This window comes from Bacillus salitolerans (assembly GCF_042680805.1).
In the GTDB taxonomy this organism is placed as follows: domain Bacteria; phylum Bacillota; class Bacilli; order Bacillales; family SA4; genus Bacillus_CJ; species Bacillus_CJ salitolerans.
In genome coordinates this window covers 90,100-108,774 of the sequence record NZ_JBHUEM010000020.1, presented here as the reverse complement: position 1 = coordinate 108,774, position 18,675 = coordinate 90,100, and the positions used below count along the sequence as shown (strand labels likewise).

22 protein-coding genes are annotated in these 18,675 nt (G+C 35.6%); 5 read left to right on the top strand and 17 right to left on the bottom strand.

The window, feature by feature from the left end; all coding sequences use genetic code 11:
- Window positions 1-204: 204 nt before the first annotated feature.
- From ACFSCX_RS12170 to ACFSCX_RS12160, 3 genes are read right to left on the bottom strand one after another with little or no spacing between them, the layout of a single operon-like run.
- The gene (locus ACFSCX_RS12170) at window positions 205-1,197 is read right to left on the bottom strand and encodes an ABC transporter ATP-binding protein (protein WP_377928513.1); all 993 of its coding nucleotides are present in this window, start codon (window positions 1,195-1,197) and stop codon (window positions 205-207) included.
- Window positions 1,198-1,224: 27 nt separating this feature from the next.
- Window positions 1,225-2,001: an ABC transporter permease gene (locus ACFSCX_RS12165; protein ID WP_377928512.1), complete on the bottom strand. Its 777-nt coding sequence runs from the start codon at window positions 1,999-2,001 to the stop codon at window positions 1,225-1,227.
- A complete protein-coding gene (locus ACFSCX_RS12160; protein ID WP_377928511.1) occupies window positions 1,998-2,762 on the bottom strand; it encodes an ABC transporter permease in 765 nt (254 codons plus the stop codon). The genes ACFSCX_RS12165 and ACFSCX_RS12160 overlap by 4 nt, the downstream gene beginning before the upstream one ends.
- A 121-nt stretch (window positions 2,763-2,883) precedes the next feature.
- Between ACFSCX_RS12160 and ACFSCX_RS12155 the strand changes: the two genes are divergently transcribed.
- Window positions 2,884-4,647: an ABC transporter substrate-binding protein gene (locus ACFSCX_RS12155; RefSeq protein ID WP_377928510.1), complete on the top strand. Its 1,764-nt coding sequence runs from the start codon at window positions 2,884-2,886 to the stop codon at window positions 4,645-4,647.
- A 52-nt stretch (window positions 4,648-4,699) separates the two neighbouring features.
- On the opposite strand, the gene ACFSCX_RS12150 is transcribed toward ACFSCX_RS12155, so the two are convergent.
- Entirely contained in the window at window positions 4,700-5,221 is a 522-nt protein-coding gene (locus ACFSCX_RS12150) for a DUF2812 domain-containing protein (protein ID WP_377928509.1), read from the bottom strand.
- Complete coding sequence (locus ACFSCX_RS12145; RefSeq protein ID WP_377928508.1) at window positions 5,208-5,561, bottom strand: PadR family transcriptional regulator; 354 nt, start codon at window positions 5,559-5,561, stop codon at window positions 5,208-5,210. Before ACFSCX_RS12145 ends, ACFSCX_RS12150 begins: the two co-directional genes overlap by 14 nt.
- Before the next feature lie 159 nt (window positions 5,562-5,720).
- Here ACFSCX_RS12145 and ACFSCX_RS12140 point away from each other — a divergent pair, with 159 nt between their 5' ends.
- Together ACFSCX_RS12140 and ACFSCX_RS12135 are read left to right on the top strand one after the other, a co-directional pair.
- Window positions 5,721-6,311 carry a YdcF family protein gene (locus ACFSCX_RS12140; protein WP_377928507.1) on the top strand — a complete coding sequence of 197 codons (591 nt, stop codon included), beginning with the start codon at window positions 5,721-5,723 and terminating at the stop codon, window positions 6,309-6,311.
- An 82-nt stretch (window positions 6,312-6,393) separates the two neighbouring features.
- Entirely contained in the window at window positions 6,394-6,546 is a 153-nt protein-coding gene (locus ACFSCX_RS12135; RefSeq protein ID WP_377928506.1) for a hypothetical protein, read from the top strand.
- A gap of 54 nt (window positions 6,547-6,600) precedes the next feature.
- Here the strand turns inward: ACFSCX_RS12135 and ACFSCX_RS12130 are convergent, their stop codons facing one another.
- Window positions 6,601-7,572, bottom strand: coding sequence for a D-2-hydroxyacid dehydrogenase family protein (locus tag ACFSCX_RS12130; RefSeq protein WP_377928505.1), 972 nt, complete (start codon window positions 7,570-7,572; stop codon window positions 6,601-6,603).
- Window positions 7,573-7,764: 192 nt separating this feature from the next.
- Between ACFSCX_RS12130 and rluF the strand changes: the two genes are divergently transcribed.
- On the top strand, window positions 7,765-8,472 hold the full coding sequence (rluF, locus tag ACFSCX_RS12125) for a 23S rRNA pseudouridine(2604) synthase RluF (protein ID WP_377928504.1): 708 nt from the start codon (window positions 7,765-7,767) through the stop codon (window positions 8,470-8,472).
- Between the two features lie 327 nt (window positions 8,473-8,799).
- On the opposite strand, the gene spxA is transcribed toward rluF, so the two are convergent.
- Both spxA and ACFSCX_RS12115 read right to left on the bottom strand, forming a co-directional pair.
- On the bottom strand, window positions 8,800-9,195 hold the full coding sequence (spxA, locus tag ACFSCX_RS12120) for a transcriptional regulator SpxA (protein ID WP_377928503.1): 396 nt from the start codon (window positions 9,193-9,195) through the stop codon (window positions 8,800-8,802).
- On the bottom strand, window positions 9,176-10,057 hold the full coding sequence (locus ACFSCX_RS12115; protein WP_377928502.1) for a VOC family protein: 882 nt from the start codon (window positions 10,055-10,057) through the stop codon (window positions 9,176-9,178). Before ACFSCX_RS12115 ends, spxA begins: the two co-directional genes overlap by 20 nt.
- A gap of 207 nt (window positions 10,058-10,264) precedes the next feature.
- On the opposite strand from ACFSCX_RS12115, the gene ACFSCX_RS12110 reads away from it, so the two are divergent.
- Window positions 10,265-10,573: a winged helix-turn-helix transcriptional regulator gene (locus tag ACFSCX_RS12110; RefSeq protein WP_377928501.1), complete on the top strand. Its 309-nt coding sequence runs from the start codon at window positions 10,265-10,267 to the stop codon at window positions 10,571-10,573.
- A gap of 281 nt (window positions 10,574-10,854) precedes the next feature.
- Here ACFSCX_RS12110 and paaI read toward each other — a convergent pair whose 3' ends face one another.
- The 9 genes from paaI to ACFSCX_RS12065 all read right to left on the bottom strand — a co-directional run.
- On the bottom strand, window positions 10,855-11,259 hold the full coding sequence (gene paaI, locus ACFSCX_RS12105; RefSeq protein WP_377928500.1) for a hydroxyphenylacetyl-CoA thioesterase PaaI: 405 nt from the start codon (window positions 11,257-11,259) through the stop codon (window positions 10,855-10,857).
- A 66-nt stretch (window positions 11,260-11,325) separates the two neighbouring features.
- Entirely contained in the window at window positions 11,326-12,492 is a 1,167-nt protein-coding gene (locus tag ACFSCX_RS12100; protein WP_377928499.1) for an ABC transporter substrate-binding protein, read from the bottom strand.
- Window positions 12,493-12,554: 62 nt separating this feature from the next.
- A complete protein-coding gene (locus ACFSCX_RS12095) occupies window positions 12,555-13,292 on the bottom strand; it encodes an ABC transporter ATP-binding protein (RefSeq protein WP_377928498.1) in 738 nt (245 codons plus the stop codon).
- A complete protein-coding gene (locus tag ACFSCX_RS12090) occupies window positions 13,289-14,071 on the bottom strand; it encodes an ABC transporter ATP-binding protein (RefSeq protein ID WP_377928497.1) in 783 nt (260 codons plus the stop codon). Before ACFSCX_RS12090 ends, ACFSCX_RS12095 begins: the two co-directional genes overlap by 4 nt.
- Window positions 14,064-15,101 (bottom strand): branched-chain amino acid ABC transporter permease, encoded by a 1,038-nt coding sequence (locus ACFSCX_RS12085; RefSeq protein WP_377928496.1) that lies wholly within the window; start codon window positions 15,099-15,101, stop codon window positions 14,064-14,066. Before ACFSCX_RS12085 ends, ACFSCX_RS12090 begins: the two co-directional genes overlap by 8 nt.
- Complete coding sequence (locus ACFSCX_RS12080) at window positions 15,102-15,980, bottom strand: branched-chain amino acid ABC transporter permease (protein WP_377928495.1); 879 nt, start codon at window positions 15,978-15,980, stop codon at window positions 15,102-15,104.
- Window positions 15,981-16,282: 302 nt separating this feature from the next.
- Entirely contained in the window at window positions 16,283-17,488 is a 1,206-nt protein-coding gene (locus ACFSCX_RS12075) for a thiolase family protein (protein ID WP_377928494.1), read from the bottom strand.
- Between the two features lie 23 nt (window positions 17,489-17,511).
- Window positions 17,512-18,363 carry a 3-hydroxyacyl-CoA dehydrogenase gene (locus ACFSCX_RS12070; protein WP_377928493.1) on the bottom strand — a complete coding sequence of 284 codons (852 nt, stop codon included), beginning with the start codon at window positions 18,361-18,363 and terminating at the stop codon, window positions 17,512-17,514.
- 95 nt (window positions 18,364-18,458) lie between these two features.
- The coding region (locus ACFSCX_RS12065) for an aldehyde dehydrogenase family protein (RefSeq protein ID WP_377928492.1) at window positions 18,459-18,675 on the bottom strand (217 nt) is incomplete at its 5' end.

Genomic DNA, 18,675 nt, shown 5'->3' with positions numbered 1-18,675 from the left:
TTTTAATGTGGTTTGACGTGGGAAATGTTCATTAACACGAGTTATTCGACATTTTAACGTGGATTAACGTATGAAATGTTCATTAACAGAGCTGGACATACTAAAAAATCTTTTGAGATGGTTTTTCAACAAGCAAAGAAACACCCATATCCGATATGGTTGTTTCTTTGCTGTATGATGCTTTTACAATTGAACTTGTTAACATTAAACTAGCAATTCTACTCCCTGTTCTTTATCTGAATAGCCACTGACTATTTTCAAATAGATTTCTCGAAGGTCCATTTGTTTTTTTACAATCTGTTTTATATTATAGGGTGCAAGGATGGATACCAACTCTCCTAGTTCTTTTTCTCCATTTGCTGAATTAGGTAACTGAACATGTAACAGAATCGTTCCATTTATTTGAAATATGGGATCCTTCATTAAATAGTTCAGACTCTTTAATTCACTCTCAATCCAAACAGGTAATTCTCTTCCAATTTCTATATGATACTCATTTCCCTCTTCGTATTTTTCTTGTAGCTCTTGAACAGTTCCAATTGAGACAATCTTCCCATCCATAATGAAAGCAATTTCGTCACAAAGCTCCTCCGCTTCTTCCATATCATGTGTAGTTAATATGATTGTTTTCCCCTTAGCCTTTAATTCCATCATGATGTTTCGAAGATCCTTTGTTCCTTCTGGATCTAAGCCAAGTGTAGGCTCATCCATAAACAATATTTGTGGATCATGAAGAAGGGTTCTTGCAATATGTAGGCGCTGCTTCATTCCTTTAGAGTATCTCATCGTCAATACATGTTGATCTTTTTCTAGCCCTAAACGCTGGAGCCAATAATTGATCCGTTCTTCTAATAGGGATGGCTCAATTTTAAACAATGAACCAAAGTACTTTAAGTTATCTCGCCCACTTAGTTGCCAATATAAGCCTGTTTCCCCACCATATAAAAATCCAATTTCTGATCGTATTTGTTTTTCTTTCGTATAAATATCGTGATCCAACACTGTTAATTCACCAGATGTTGGAAGTAAGAGTGTGTTCATCATCTTTATGGTAGTAGATTTCCCAGCACCATTTGGACCAAGTAACCCAAATATCGTGCCTCCTTTTACATTAAACGAAAGACTTTGAACTGCTTTTTTTACAACACCTTTCACAACAAACTCTCTTGAGATATTTTTTACTTGAATAGTGTACATATACTAATCCCTCCTATCAGCTTTATTTTATTGAGCTTTTCTCATCCTTTTTACCGAATACAAATATAATCCATAGCCAAATAGTAAATAGATTAGCATGATAGGAATCTCTAAATAAAAGGTTGGATTTGTCCAATAAGGAATACCTTCTACCATATAAGACCTAAAAGCACTGACTATATGACCTAAAGGAAGGAAATGTGAAACAACTTGCAAAAATGTTGGAAGGTTTTCAATAGGAATCGTAAAGTTTCCCATTAATATTAAAAGTGACAGCATAATATTAGGAAGCATTTCACTAATTTTTTGATTTACGTTGATGGAAGCGATAAAGATACCTAAAGCATAGGCTGATAATGCAAAGATAATAATTAACGGCAGGGCCGTTAGAAAATAGTACCAATGACCAAACCCATCTATTAATAGGGAACTAATAACGATATAGGTAAATATAATAATCAAAACACTTTTAAGAAAATAAACAATCGATCTTCCTATTAAAATTGACAGTAAAGATGATTTTGTAATAGTTAGTAAGTCTAATCTTTGTTCATCAATTTCATCCTTTAATATGTTATAAATATCAATTAATAGAATATGAACAGCAGGAATTAACATATTTCCATATAAAGCAAACTCCTTCATCCGATCTCCGCCAATCACACCTACAACCCAAACGAAGAACAATGCTTGGAAAATGATTCTAATTGCAAAAGTACTAATAAATACCTTAAGGGGGAGTTCATTACGTTGCATTTTCCAAGTAAGAGAACAGTTATACATAAAAAATTGAAAGGTGTTCATAAATTTATCTCCCCTCTCAGTTTAATTTTCCCCATAATAAAAACATACAGGAAACGGGACATCACTAAATAGAATATTGAAATGACGATGGTCTGTATAAATGCAAACCAGTTCACCTCATTAAAAAGAATGACATTTTGCAACCAGTGAATACTCCACGTAATGGGAAAAAGGTAGGCAATTCCTCGAATAATTGCAGGAAAATAATCAACAGATACTATCATCCCAGACAATAGAAATATAGGATAAGTGATTGTTTGTATTATTTTCCCACCTTGAGTCGTTAAAAAGAGTAATAGAATAATTGGTAAACCAATACTATACAACGTTAATAAAAAAAGCAGCACGCCAATGAAAATAAATGTAACTTCCCTCATTGGAATGGATGCTCCAAATAGTAAAACCCCAACTAATATAGAAATAATGAGTCCTGGAGAAGCTAACAAGAGGCAAAAAAATAGTCTTTTTGCCCAAATCCAATACACATTTGTTTTGGATAACAAACTATAAAATATTGTTCTTTCACGATTAAATTCATGCCTTACAATAATCCCCCCTGCATATAAAAGCACTTGCCACATCGTCATTTGACCTACACCTATAAAGACCGTAAACATTCTTTCCCCATCCGATCCTGATGTTTGATGTAAAAATCCAAATAACAAAGCAAAGATAAAAGGTTGTATAAAAATCACATATAAAATGGTTGGATCTCCAACCATCTTTGCTCTCTGTACCTTTAACAATTGACCATTAATCATTCAAAGCGTCTCCCCTTTCAATTCAAATTGACAATCTAGTGAAATTATATATAGTCATGAACGAAAAAAAGAGATACACTTTTATACAAAAGTGTTCCCCTTTTAGAAAGGTGAGTTGTTTATGATCATGCATACCACAAACTACTTCATGTTACGAAACCACTTCCCTCAAATACAGGAAGGAGAATCCTTTCATGTTTCAATTCAAGAACTAGCAAACATCTTCTATTGTTCTGACCGCTATGTAAAAAAGATTGTGAAGAACTTAATCCAGCTAGGATGGATTCGTTGGACCTCTGGAAGAGGTAGAGGGAATTTATCAACCATTACATTTATCGAGACTAATGGAGCAGTTGGCTTTATAACGGCAAAGGAATTATCCATAAACAATGATATTTCTGGAGCATTAACATTTGTGTTAGAAAATTGTCCCTCTATTAAAGATGAATTTTTATCATGGCTTACTCAACATCTAGGCTATCAGCATGAGCAGTTGGATGAAAATAATATTGATATATTTAGATTCCCACATGACCGCCCAATTCTCACGTTAGATCCGATGCATGCAAGGACAAGAGCTGAAATGCATATAATAAAACATGTATTTGAAACATTAGTAATGTATAATGAATCAACTGGTGCAATTGAACCTCATCTTGCTCATAGTTGGGATATAGATGAAAGTGGAACTCTTTGGAAGTTCTATATTCGAAAGGGAGTCCTTTTCCATAATGGTGATGAATTAACGGCAGAGGATGTTAAGAATAATTTCGAAAGAATCATGAGCGAAGGATCAGCATTTAAATCCTTATTTAGAGATGTGTTAGAAGTAAAAGTTCTAAAGAGGTATACATTACAAGTTTTGCTTAGTTCACCTAACTATTTATTTCTCGATCTTTTAAGTAGACATCTTTTTTCAATCGTTCATAAAAAATCCAGTTCCCATTTTCCAACTACAAACATTATTGGGACAGGACCTTTTAAAATAGAACATGCTACTTCTGAAATCGTCACGTTAACTGCCTATCACGACTACTTTTTTGGACGACCTTTCTTAGACCAAGTTGAACTACATAAATTAAGTAATGATCAAGTTCGATTATTTGAACAATATCAATTTAGTGTTACATATAATACCCCTAGTAAAAGCAGCCAAGCAGAATTGTCACGAACTGAATATGGTGGGATGCACCTTACATTTAATCTGAACAAGGGTGGAATCCTTCAAAATCACGCCTTTAGGAAAGCAATTCATCATATTATAGACCGAAATGAGTTATGCAATATGGGAGGAAAACGATATACTCCATCGAGTAGCTTCTTTCCTACCTATCATCTTGAAGATTATGAAAATAGTTACTCTATCACGAAAGCGAAGAATTTGTTAAGACAAGCTTCGTACAATAACGAAACAATTTCAATTTATACATATGATAAGCCCTACAACAATCAAGACCTACTTGTTATAAAAGACAAATGTGAATTAGCAGGTATCAATATATCAACACATGTTGTATCCCTGGAAACACTCTTTTCAAAGGAAATTATAGAAACTGCAGATCTCATACTATATCCGGAAACCTTTGATGAGCATGCCCAATACAATATTATTCAACTCCTTCGAGATGAACAATCTGTTATCTATCAGTTTCTTAGCCCCGACCTAAAAACTTGGGTTGAAGAACACTTAAACACCATCCAACATGAACGCGACAGTAGGAAAAAAATGACCATGATTGAATCGATTTTGGAATTTTTTAGAGACGAATATATCATTCTTTACTTATATCATTACAAACAAAGCGTGAACATTATATCTAGACTATCAGGTCTTTCCCTAACTTCACTAGGATGGGTTGATTTTAACAAGGTATATGTACGTTAATAACACAAAAAGCGACCGATTATCCTTTACAGATTTCCGGTCGCTTTCGCTTTTATTCATTATGTAGTGAATTTATCTTCTGCTTGACCTTCCAAATAGCCATTATCAACAGCCCAATTAATCCAACATATACACTTTTAATAAATATTGCAAATGAAATATTCTTACTGAATAACACATTAAAAGATACTACTATTAATACAAGTAGCGAGATGACTAAATTTTGGCTTAGACTACGATATTTTTGAATCTTTGATTCAACATCTGAGAAGATGTCTGGGAAATCAGTACCATTAGATTCTGTTCTGAAGTAATGCCAGCCTGTGAACTGTGTTACATGCTCCCAACCAGCATCATGAAAGATAGAGATATACTCGTGTAAATCACAATTACTTGTTGACTTGTAATCTAGTTTATATACATAGTTATTAGGTTCACATTTTTCAAACGTATATCCTGTCAAATTGTAGTTTTTCAATTTCCAACCTGAATTGGCCATCTCATTTAACCATTTTTCCTCTTTATTATCCTGCCAAGCCCAAAAAACCTTAAACACTTTTTTATATTTTGTCATTCTGGTCCACCTCTAATTTATTTACAATAGATGTACTTACTTCGATTAGTTTTTTTATTCTTAAAAATTCAAGCTTAACTAATTCAGTTCCTAGTGTTGTCAATACATATGATTTTCGTCTTTCTTCGTCAACTTCGTCTATTTTTGTGATTATTCCTTGTTTTTCAAGTTTACTCAATGCTCCATATAAGGTACCTGGCCCTAGTTTGATTTCACCACCACTTATTTCTTCAACCTTTTGCATGATTCCATATCCATGTAACGGCGAGATCAGTGATATTAATATATAATAGGTGGTATGAGTAAGGGGAAGGTATTTTGACACTTCATTATGTTTCATCTTATCCTCCATTCACTATATCGGTCGTCGGTATTACGAACGGTGATATATCGTATAACGATATAATAGGTTCCACTTTCGATTTTGTCAATGTAAAATTATCCATTTTAACTAAAACTCTAGTACAATATAGAAAAAGTTTCATAGAAAGGAATCCGTATGAACATTCAAAAGAGTATTAAAAGGCGCATCGTTCTATTTTTATTGTTACTTCTCTTCCTTGCTTTTTTATATACAGTCACGGTACACTTCTTAATTCTCCAAAAGGCAAATGAAGTACCGACTGATCAAGCTGACATAGTCTTAATTTTAGGGGCTAAACTTAATGGAGAAGAGATGTCCTTGTCACTGTTATATCGGATGGAGGCTGCACTGAATTATGTAAGCAATCATCCGTTTGAAAAGGTGATTGTTTCTGGGGGCCAAGGAAAAGGCGAATCCATTACGGAAGCAAGAGCGATGGCAAACTATCTCATTAACAAAGGTGTTTCAAAAGAGAAAATTATTTTAGAAGATCAATCAACTTCAACTTATGAAAATTTATCTTTTTCAAAAAAATGGATAAATCAACATGATAAAGTTTTGATTGTGAGTAATGATTTTCATCTCTTTCGTGCAAATATTATCGCAAACCGTTTAGAATATCAAAATGTATCAACACTTCCTGCCAAAACACCCCAAATTGTTCAGTTCAAGCTATGGACAAGGGAATATATTGCAGTAATTAAGACTCTCCTCCTTGATTATTAACTTTCCTACATACAGTAATGTAATATTTTCGATAAAAGTATCAAAAGATATAAGTGATTACTTTGTTAAAGGAGAATGTGATGTGGGAAACCAAACAGATGGACGACAAATTCGTTCTAGATCCGAAAAAAGAGCGATTGAAAAAGGTAAGGATGTCGAGCAAAAAGAATTTTTTAGAGGAAATGGTAGTCAAAACAATCGCATACCTAACAACAACAATAATCATCAATCATAATATTGAAAGGGGTAGTTTGTATGTAGCTACCCCTTTCAATGTTATAAACAAGAATTACGAATTTGTATTAAGTACTTCTAGATTAGCAATCCTGATAGGTTGCTTGTGGAAAATATACGAAATAATATTTTCAATAGACACACTTAAAAAATTGTGAAACATCTTGTCTGTTTTCCATCCGATATGAGGCGACAAAATAACATTTGTTAATTTTAGGATAGGGTGATCAGAGAATAGAGGTTCTACTGAAAATACATCTAAACCTGCGCCTCCAATTTTATTTTCCTTTAATGCTATAAGTAAAGCCTCTTCATCTACCACTTCACCTCTAGATGTATTAATTAAGAATGCATCTCTTCTCATCATATTAAAGTGTGATTCTGTGAGTAAATGTTTCGTTTGTGGAACTAGTCTTACTGCAATGACTACGAAATGGGATTTCTGCAATAGTTGTTCAAAATCGCTATAGACGACATTTTGTTCAAGTGCTCTCTCCTTTGTTAATCTTGGTCCCCAAGCTATTACGTTCATATTAAATGCCTTGGCAACCTTCGCTACCCCTGTTCCTATTTTACCCAATCCAATAATTCCAATCGTTTTATTTTCTAGGCCGATTCCGATAGGTTCATCCCATAATCCATTTTTCATATTCTGATCAAGTGGAATTAAATTCCTTGAGTGTGCAATTATAAATCCAAAAATTAACTCCACAACTGCTGATGATCCACCAGGTGTTGTCGCGACAGGGATTCCAAGACGTGTTGCTTCTTCCAAATCAATATGTGCTAAGCCAGTTCCTGTTTGAGCAATTAGTTTAATACACCTCATCTCTCTTAGCACTTCTTTACTGAATATCGTTCTTTCTCTAATAGGGATAATAACATCGGCATGTTTAATTCGTTCAATTAAAACTTCACTTGTTGGTTTGTCATGAAATATCTCCACGTCAAAATGGTTTCTTAACTCCTCAATCTTATCATTATTGTAAAAAAAATTTTCCCAATCATCTAATATAACTAATTTCATATATATTCATGCCTCCTTTGGGTCAATTACATACCAAAGCTTACCTGAATCTGGTATATTTGTTAAATAGAAATAATTTATTATTCACAATAAGTTTCTCTTATAATATTCTTCTTTTTTCTCTACATGTGTGTTCAAGATATAGATAAGGTATAATAAATACAGAATTCGAACGAACAAGGTGGGTTTTTTTTGAGAATCAATAAATTTATAAGTGAGACTGGGATTTGTTCAAGACGTGAGGCAGATAAATGGGTGTCAGATAAACGGGTAACCATCAACGGAAAGCTAGCCGAACCAGGAAGTCAGGTTAATGATGGTGATGATGTTCGTGTAGATCATAAACCTATAAAATCAAAACCAAAACTCGTTTATATTGCTTTAAATAAACCGGTCGGTATTACATCGACAACAGAAAGACATATTAGAGGCAACATCGTAGATTTTGTGAACCACGCACAGAGGATTTTCCCTATCGGACGCCTAGACAAAGATTCGGACGGCCTTATTCTTATGACGAATGATGGCGATATCGTCAATAAAATTTTGCGTGCGGAAGGCAGACATGATAAGGAATACATCGTGACGGTTGATAAACCCATTACAAATCACTTTTTAGAAAAAATGTCTAATGGCGTTGAAATCCTTGATACAAAAACACTTCCTTGTAAAATTTACAAGGAATCCAATTACGTGTTTCGTATAATCCTAACTCAAGGATTAAATAGGCAAATACGGAGGATGTGTACAGCACTTGGTTTTCAAGTTAAAAGGCTACAACGAATCCGAATTATGAACATTCATCTTGGAAAACTTCCCATTGGTAAATGGAGAAATCTATCTGAACAAGAATTGAATATTCTATTTAAGGACTTAAACCACGAACCAAATCGTTCATAATAAAAAAGGTAGCAGAAGCAAATAATGAAGGACAAGAAAAAACACCCCCTGAGTCGTATTGATACTTAACGATAATCAGGAGGTGTTTTTAACAAAAAATTCACTCTGTAAATATGGGTAAAGATACCCGTTTCATGAGCGTATTTCCCAGCTTAAACAGGATTTGATGACCTCTATCATCCTAGCAAAAATCCCCTGCATAGGTCCACACCTGTTCTCCAATAAGAGCCTCTCCCCTTCCACTTTCAACAAGTAATACTTACTTTAACACCGCCTAAAAGTTAAAAAGTAGAATAATCAAAGTCAATTTGGCTAGGTTCAGATTTTTTAGTTTGCTTTTTGTAATAATTGTTTCGCTTGATATTCTCTAACTTTTCGAGGTAAGAAGCTGCGAATTTCTTCATCATTATAACCAACAAGTAATCTTTTTTCATCCATTAGAATTGGTCTTTTTAGAATGCTTGGATGTTTAATAATAACTTCATATAGTTCATTTAATTTTAATTCATCTAGATTTATGTTTAGTTCATGAAACGTCTTGGATCGAGTAGAAATAATCTCGTGTGTTCCTTCTTCGGTCATCCTAATAATCGATTTAATTTCGTTTATTGTTAGAGGTTCGTTTAATATATTCTTCTCTATAAAGTTTAACCCATTCTTCTCTAACCATGCCTTCGCCTTTCTACATGACGTGCAGCTTGGACTAACGTATAGTGTAATCATAACATCCTTCCTCTCCATATATTGCTAATTGTATTTTATTTCCTGATGGGTCAATTGTTAAATAACTATTATTTTTTTGAGTTACAGTCGCACCCAATTTATGAAGTTGTTCTAAAACATGTAGTCTTTCTATCTCACTTGGATACACAATTCTATATGATTGTAAACCAACACTATTATCCTTCGGTGACGCGGCGCCCTCTCCATTCCAAGTGTTTATTGCAATGTGATGATGATACCCTCCAGATGACATAAAGAGGGCTTGTGGATAATGGCTTACAATATGAAAACCTAGACCATTAGTATAAAATTCTGCAGCTTCCTCTAAATTAGATACATGAAGGTGAATATGCCCTAATATGGTCGAATCTGGAAGATAATCCCACTCTTTATCCTCAAGCTCACTTAGAATGCCCCTAGAGTCTAATTGTACAGAAGCCATCTTAACTAAATTATTTTCCCAACTCCAAGTGTTTGCTGGGCGGTCTGCATACATTTCAATACCATTTCCATCTGGATCTGTTAAGTAAAGTGCCTCACTAACAAGATGGTCAGCTGATCCTAATAATACATTCAATTCAATTAAGTGTTTAAATACCTTTGCTAATTCTTTTCGATTTGGGAGCAACAATGCAAAATGATATAATCCTGAAGTGCGAGGCTGTTTTGCTATAATGTCGACAGGCTCGATAATTGTTAACAAAGGGCTTACCCCATTTACTGTTAAAACAGCTGAACTATCTGTTTTCTGTAGTACTTTTAAGCCAATGATAGTTTGATAAAAATCAAGTGAACGTGCTAGATTTGAAACTTTTAGTTCAACTAAATTGACAAAAGTGTTTGGCTTTTCATGAAAGTTCATTATTTTGCCTCCATTATGGGACGAATATCCTACATTCATATATATTGAATTCGAGATAATAATATACTATAATTCACTTATATTATATACACGAGTTACTTTATGTAAGTAATTATATATTTGTAATTAGTTTTAGTCAATCATCTGCAAATAATTATTATCTTTTTTTAAAATGAGCTATAATATCCTTAATAGGAGTGAAGAAATATGAATGAATCTCTACTTTGTCCTAAATTAGAAAAAGCAATGAAGATTCTAAGCAAACGTTGGACTAGTCTTATTATTTATCAACTACTCTCTGGCTCACATCGCTTTTGTCATATTGAAACTGCGATTGGTATAAGTGGAAGGCTTCTTTCAGAAAGACTAAAAGATTTAGAATATGAAGGGATTGTAACGAGGGAGGTCTTTCCCGAAACACCTGTAAGAATCGAGTATTCCCTAACTGAAAAGGGATTGGCACTTGGACCATTAATGAAAGAAGTAGAAAAATGGTCTTTAGAGTGGATTGAATAATATACTACTGATAAGTAAAGAAAACAAAAGGCTCAGGGCGCCCCGTTTTGCCTAAGGCAGAGCAATTGTTCTGTCATGAAAGAAAGGGTGGTATTCTCTTTTATTCATGACAGGTTATTTGTCCTCGAGTAGGATGAAATGGCAAAGATGTCGCCATTTCATCTTGGCTGGGCGCTGGAGCTGGATTTAACCGTAACATTGTATAAACTAAACACCAGAAACTAATACTTTCTTACCTTATAAAAAGATCCTTAAATCATCGTTTAAGGATCTTACATTTTTTATTGAGCAAAAAATTCTTTTTTTCGATATACCATCCCATCGGCAGTGGCCAATAGCTCACCCTCTTGATTCGTAATTGTCATACGATATAAACCTAGTTTTGGGTTTATGGAAACTTCCTCAGCTAACGCAGTAATCGTATCTCCACCTAACCCTGCTTTCATATAATTAATACTAACGTTTATACCTACTGCAGTCTGACCGTAAGAATTACTAGCAATTGCAAATGCAATATCTGCAAGAGAAAAAATAACCCCACCATTTGCCGCACCATGAAAATTTAGCATGCTTTCTTTAATATTCATACTTACCTTCGCCCTGCCCAATGCTACTTCATGAATTTGGACACCTAGCATTTTAGCGAAAGGGTCTGATGATATGTGTTCCAAAACAGTCTCTTTCACCATTTACTCCCCCACTTGAGAGAAAAGGCATTTATCAATAAATATGACAAATGCCTTACTCTCTTATTATTTTTTGAAAGTCCATTTACCGTCTTTTACTTCAGCTAAAACCATACTATCAGCCTTTAAGCCATTATGGTCTTCTGGACTGAATGTGAAAATTCCTGTTGCTCCTACATAATCCTTCACTTCTGTTTCAAGGTAGTTACGAATTCCCTCGCGATCGGTAGCACCAGACTTTAACGCTTCAACAATTAGCATGACATTATCATATCCATAAGAACCGAAGTTCGTTGGTTCACTTCCATAAGCTTCTTTGTAACTATCGTAGAAGCTTGAAATTACCGCGTATTGCGGGTCACTTTCAGGTATTTGCGTTGGGAATAATAGTTTTCCTGTTGGAATCACTACTCCTTCAGCTGCTTCCCCTGCTAGATCAATAAACGCTTGATTGGCAACTCCATGACTTTCAATATGAGGCATGCTCATCCCAAGCTCCTTCATATTCTTTGCAATGATTGCAGGTCCAGGGTTTGTTCCCCATACAATGATTGCTTCAGCAGCTGAACTATTAATTTTTGTTAATTGTGTTTTCATATCAGCATCATCAGTGTTATAAGATTCTTTTGTTACAATTTCAATTCCGTAGTCTGCTTTTAAAAGCTCTAATTGTTCTACTCCACTTGCTCCAAATGCATTTGAATCCGCTAAAATAGCAACCTTCGATATCCCTTCACCATTTAAGTACATGTAAATACGTTCAGCGGCATGAGCGTCAGAGTGTGGAGTTTTGAATACCCAATTTGATTCCTCAACAGGAGAAATGATTCCGACTGCAGCACCAGCTGAGATCATTGGGACTTCTAAATCCATTGCAATTCCTTTCATCGCTAATGATGCACCACTTGTTGTTGTTCCAATAATCGCGAGTACATTCTCATCATTAATGAGTCGGTTCGTTTCTTCAATTGCTTTTTCAGGCTTTGATTCATCATCTGCTAAGATAATCTCAATTGGCACACCGTTTATTCCACCATTATCATTAATTTGTTTCTCTAGAAGTTCTGCTGCATTCCACTCAGGTTCACCTAGTGGACTTGCAGGTCCAGTTTTTGAATAGACCGCCCCTATCTTATAAACCTCTGGTTGACCATCTCCACCTGATGAACTGCTACAGGCAACCATCCCTATGGCAAGGAGCATAATTAAAATACTAGAAAAAACCTTTTTCATGTTTCGTTCCCCCTATAATTTTGATTTCTATCCTTAAACGCAATTGCGTTTAATTCAAATTTCTATGTAATGGTGTGTCCAAGGAAGGCTTCCTTTACTTCTTTATCATTTAATAAATCGATAGATGTACCTTCTTTAACAATGGACCCATGTGACATTACATAGCCTCGATCAGCAATCTTTAATGAAGCTGCAACGTTTTGCTCGATAAGAAGAACAGTTACACCAAAGTCTTCATTTAATTTTTTTACGTATTGAAGAACTTCCTTTACTATTAACGGTGCTAGCCCTAATGACGGTTCATCTAGAAGTAATAGCTCTGGTTTGGCCATGACAGCACGTGCTATAGCAAGCATTTGCTGCTGACCGCCTGACAACGTTCCTCCTAATTGTTCTTTTCTTTCTTCTAATATAGGAAATAACTCAAATACTCTTTCAATATCACGAGTTATCTCTTTCTTTCCCGTTTTTTTATGATGATGATACGCACCTAAATATAAATTATCTTGCACCGTCATCGTGCTGAAAACCTGACGATGCTCGGGCACTTGAATCAATTGTTTTTCTACAATTTTCTCTGCGTCAACCTTTGAAATATCTTCATTTTTGTAAAAAATCTCTCCCTTAGAGGGACGTAATAAACCTGATATATTTTTCAAAATGGTCGTCTTTCCAGCACCATTTGCACCAAGCAATGCAACAATTTCACCCCTTTCCACATGGAAGTTAACATGATCTAGTGCTTGGATAGGACCATAGCTAAATGAAACATTTTTGACTTCTAGTATTCTTTCATTCACACTATTACCTCCTCTTCATCATCAGCACCGAGGTAGGCTTCTATTACACGTTCGTTACTTTGAACTTCTTTTGCTGTACCTTCTGCAATTTTTTCCCCTTGATCTAAAACGATAATTTTGTCACAAATATTCATGACTAAATCCATATCGTGTTCTACTACAAAGATTGAAATATTACGATTTTGTATTCTTCGAATCAACTTACTCATTTCGAACGTTTCTTGATGATTTAACCCAGCCGCAATTTCATCCAATAATAGTAATTTAGGCTCGGTTGCTAACGCTCTTGCTAACTCTAATAATCGCAATTTACCAAGTGAAAGATTTCCGGCTACAACATCCCGAATGTCCTCGATTTCTACGAATCTTAACTCTTCCATTGCCTTTTCATAGATGAAAGCCTCTTCCTGCTTTGATTTTGGAAGCTTTAGAGCAGCCGCCAATAACCCAGTAGTCGTTCTAGTATGAAGCCCTACCATTACATTTTCTAAAACCGTCATTTTCTTAAATACTTGTAAATTTTGAAACGTCCTTGATATACCAAGAGTAGCCATTTTATAGGTTGGTAATTTATCAATTCGTTTACCCTCAAACCATATTTCACCTTCTGTAGGTGGAAATACAGCTGACACCATATTGAACATTGTACTTTTCCCGGCACCATTAGGGCCTATTAAACCTGTAATCTTTCCAGGTTCAATGGTAAAGGATACATTACGGTTTGCAACAACGCCCCCAAATTGTTTGGTGACATTTTTCACTTCTAAAAAATTAGACATTGTGATCCCCCTTTACGGCGGTCATTTTCTCTGCTTTTCCCTTTGATGATAGTTTCTTATAAACGTTCAGTACTCTACCAGATATAAAGGGGAAAAGCCCCTGTGGTAGAAAAATGACAACTAACATCATAATTAATCCATATAAAACATGTTCGAAATCACTAGTAACAAATGAAATATGAGACCCAAGAGTATGAACAAGTATATTGATTCCTGTAATTAGAAGTGCCCCCACCACAGCTCCCCATACACTAGTTGATCCGCCTAATACTACCATCGTTAAAAATAAAATGGAGTTATCTAATCCAAATGAACCGGGAGAGATACTAAATGTCATGTGAGCAAATAACCAGCCAGCTAATCCAGCAAACATTGCACTTAAAATAAAGACTTGCATCTTATAATGGCCAGTATCAACTCCCATAGAACTTGATGCTACTTCGCTATCGTGGATAGACCTAAGTGCCCGACCGATTCTAGAATGAATAATATTAAGTGAAATAATGATCACTAGAATTGCAAAAGCCCATACAAGATAATAGTAGGACAACCCCTGTTTAAAGGTAAATCCAAATAACTCTATTTTCGGTATCCCAAAGAGACCTGATGCACCCTTTGTAACGGTTTTCCACTCTACTAGTAAAACATGGATGACAATTCCAAAGGCTAATGTTGCCATCGCTAAATAATATCCATGTAATCTAGCCATTGTATGTCCTAATATATATGCTATTAGGGCTGGAGCTGCAAGTGAGATTAGTAGAGTTAACCAAGGATTCCAACCAAAGGTTGTTGTTAAGACTGCTGTTGCATAGGCACCTATTCCATAAAATGCCGATTGACCAAGAGATATTTGCCCAGCAAATCCCATTAAAAGTCCCAATCCTACAGCCACTATTGTATAAATTCCTGCAAATGTGGCCTTCGTTAAAAAGAACGATGTTGAAAATAAGTATGGAAGAATGGCAATTAATAAGGTAAAGGCTAGGACTCCTTTCCAGCTAAATTGCATGATACCTTTTTTTAACAATTAAAGTCCCCCTTTCCCTACATTTTTTTCTCCAAGTAATCCATATGGTCTAATGAGTAAGATCATTAGAACAAAACCAAAGGCAATAGCATCCTTCATCCCTGAGCTAATATAGCCGGCACCTAGTGATTCTATAACACCTAATAGGAGACCACCAAAAACTGCACCAGGCGCACTCCCCAATCCACCTAGAATACTGGCTGAAAATCCTTTTATACCAAGCATAATTCCCATATCGTATGAAGGAAACATAATCGGTGCAATAACAAGACCTGCAAGTGCTCCAAGTCCAGCACTTAACGCAAAGGAAAAAGAAGACATCTTTTTAGGACTAATTGACATCAGCCTAGCTGCTAATGGATTCACTGAACAGGCACGGAAAGCTTTGCCGAGCATTGTTTTTTCCATTAAGACGTATAAGCCGACCACGATTAATAGCATGAAGATCATTACCCAGATACTTTGAGGAGTTATGGATGCTCCTAAAAACTGTAGAGGTTCATCTTTAGTGAAAGATGCCACTTTTACAGAGTCTTTACCCCAAACCATTCCAGCAATTCCTCTTATAAAAATTGCGCATCCAATTGTTAGAATAATAAGACTTAAGGCATCAGCACCTTTTGCCTTTCTTATGATTGTTAGCTCTAGTAACCACCCAATAGCAACTACAATGACAACAGTCAATAAGAATGCAATGAAATAGGACATTCCCGTTTTCAAAAGAGTAAACATCGTCATTCCACCAAGCATAACGAACTCACCTTGTGCTAGATTAATGACCTTCGTTACGCTATATATTGTGACAAAGCCAAGGGCTACAATTGCATATATACTCCCAATCGTTAAACCTGTAATTAGGAATTGTAATGAATCTCCCATTCCCTCACTCCTCTATGTATGATAATTAATATGACGTTTATATTACGTTAAATAAAAATAGGTTTATACAGGAATGATAACGCTTCCATAACACGTTTGTCAATAATATTCTGAATTTTTACTAAATAAAAAAGTAAAAGGTGTTAAGTAGGGATTATACTATTTATTCAACTAGTAACCATTGTTCATTAATGTAACCGGCCAACGTATAGGAATGCTTAGTTTGTACCCCTTCTTCACCCTTTACTATATATAACAAAAAATAAATGAACACATGTAATTATGTCATACTTTTAAGGTTATTAATCTTCTACTCTCTCAACAACCGTGGCAATTCCTTGACCAACGCCTATACACATCGTTGCAAGACCGTACTGAACTTTTTGCTTTTTCATCTCATAAATTAAAGTAGTCAATATACGAGCACCACTAGCTCCTAATGGGTGACCAAAGGCAATAGCCCCACCATTTACATTAACCTTATTTTGATCCAAGCCCAATTCTTTCACACATTGAATAGATTGTGAGGCAAACGCCTCGTTTAATTCAATAAGACCAATATCTGATACATCTAAATCTGCACGGGATAATGCTTTTCTTGAAGCATAAATTGGTCCAAGCCCCATTACCGACGGTTCTAAACCAGCAACTGCTGATGCTTTATACCTTACTAATGGCTTTAAACCAAGTTCTTTCGCATTCTCAGCGCTCATCATTAATAAAGCAGAAGCCCCGTCGTTTACCCCTGATGCATTACCCGCTGTGACAGTCCCATCTTTAAATAATGGTTTTAGTTTCGCAAGCTTTTCTAGTGTTGTATCGGGTCTTGGGTGCTCATCCTCATTGACAACGTACTCATTTCCTTTTCTGTCATAATAGACAACTGGTACAATTTCATCAGAAAAGCGATTTTCTTCCATAGCTTTCTTTGCTCGTAATTGACTTTCATAAGCAAATTGATCTTGTTCTTCACGTGTAATTCCATATCTTTTCGCAACATTTTCAGCTGTTTCAGGCATCGTGTCAACACCATGCATTTCTTTTAACTTAGGATTCGTGAATCTCCAACCAATCGTAGTATCAAACATTTCCATATTTCCACGCGGATAGTCACTTGAAGGCTTTGCCATTACAAACGGTGCTCTCGTCATACTTTCCGTACCACCAGCAATAAAGACATCACCCTCACCACTAATAATCGCTCTAGCTGCATAGTTAACAGCATCCAATCCCGATCCACATAAGCGGTTAACAGTTGTACCTCCTACCTCTACTGGTAAACCTGCAAGAAGTGCTGACATTCTCGCAACATTTCGATTATCTTCTCCTGCTTGATTGGCATTACCAAATACAACTTCCTCTATTTGAGCTGGATTTAGTTGTGGATTTCTCGAAAGTAGCGCTTTAATGACAATAGCACCTAAATCGTCAGGACGAATATCCTTTAACGCCCCTTTATATCGGCCAATTGGTGTACGAACTGCATCTACAATTACTACTTCTTTCATTCTCTAACACCTCACACTTAATTTTACTTACTATAATCGTATACGCCTTTTCCAGTTTTGCGTCCTAGTCTTCCAGCTTTAACATACTGCTCTAAAAGAGGTGCTGGACGATATTTTTCACCAAGCTTTTCATGGAGGTATTTTAAGTTGTTTAAACGAGCATCTAATCCAACTAAATCACCTAATTCAAATGGACCCATTGGATAATTCAAACCTAATTTAATGGCCTTATCAATTTCCTCTGGAGAGCCAAGCCCCTCTTGAAGCATATAGAAAGCTTCATTACCAACTAATGCAGATATACGACTTGTAACAAATCCAGGGAATTCATTTACAACAACCGTTTCTTTCCCCATTTTTTCAGCAACAGCACGAATACCTTCTGCAGTCTCATCGGCTGTTTCTAATCCACGAACCATTTCAACAAGTTTCATTTTATGGACTGGATTAAAGAAATGCATGGCCATTACCTTTTCTGGTCGTTTTGTAAATGAAGCAATTTCTGTCGGACTCATTGTTGATGTATTAGTAGCGAAAAAGCAGCTTACAGGTGCATGTTGATCAATTGTTTCAAATACATGTTTCTTTATCTCGATTTTTTCAGGAACAGCCTCAATTATAAGGTCAGCTGTTTTTGCAGCTTCCTCAAGCTTAGTTGACCATTTAAGACGACTCTTTGCTGCTTCTACCTCATCTGAGGAAATCTTTCCATAAGATAGACCCTTGTCAAAAATGGCGTGAATTTCACGCTCTGCGCTTTGAAGTTGTTCATCTTTTATATCAACTAGTGTTGTTTCAAAACCACCAGTGGCACTAACATATGCGATACCACGGCCCATAACACCTGAACCAATAACAACGATATTTTTGATCATGTTTCTCTTCCTTTCTACATGTAAAGTTCAATTCATGAAATGAAAAGAAGAGCACTTTGTTTTAAGTGCTCACTTCTTCAATTGACAAATAACTGTTATACTCCAAACGGATTTAATGGGCGACTTCCAAAATAGGATATGACACTTTTCGTTTCAGTGTAAAGATCAAGTGTTTCAACACACAGCTCGCGTCCAAATCCTGATTGTTTGTAACCACCAAATGGCGTGCCAGGGAAGGCTGAGAATGGGCAGTTTACCATGACAATACCAGCTTGGATTTGTTTCGACACGCGTGTTGCACGTGCGTAATCC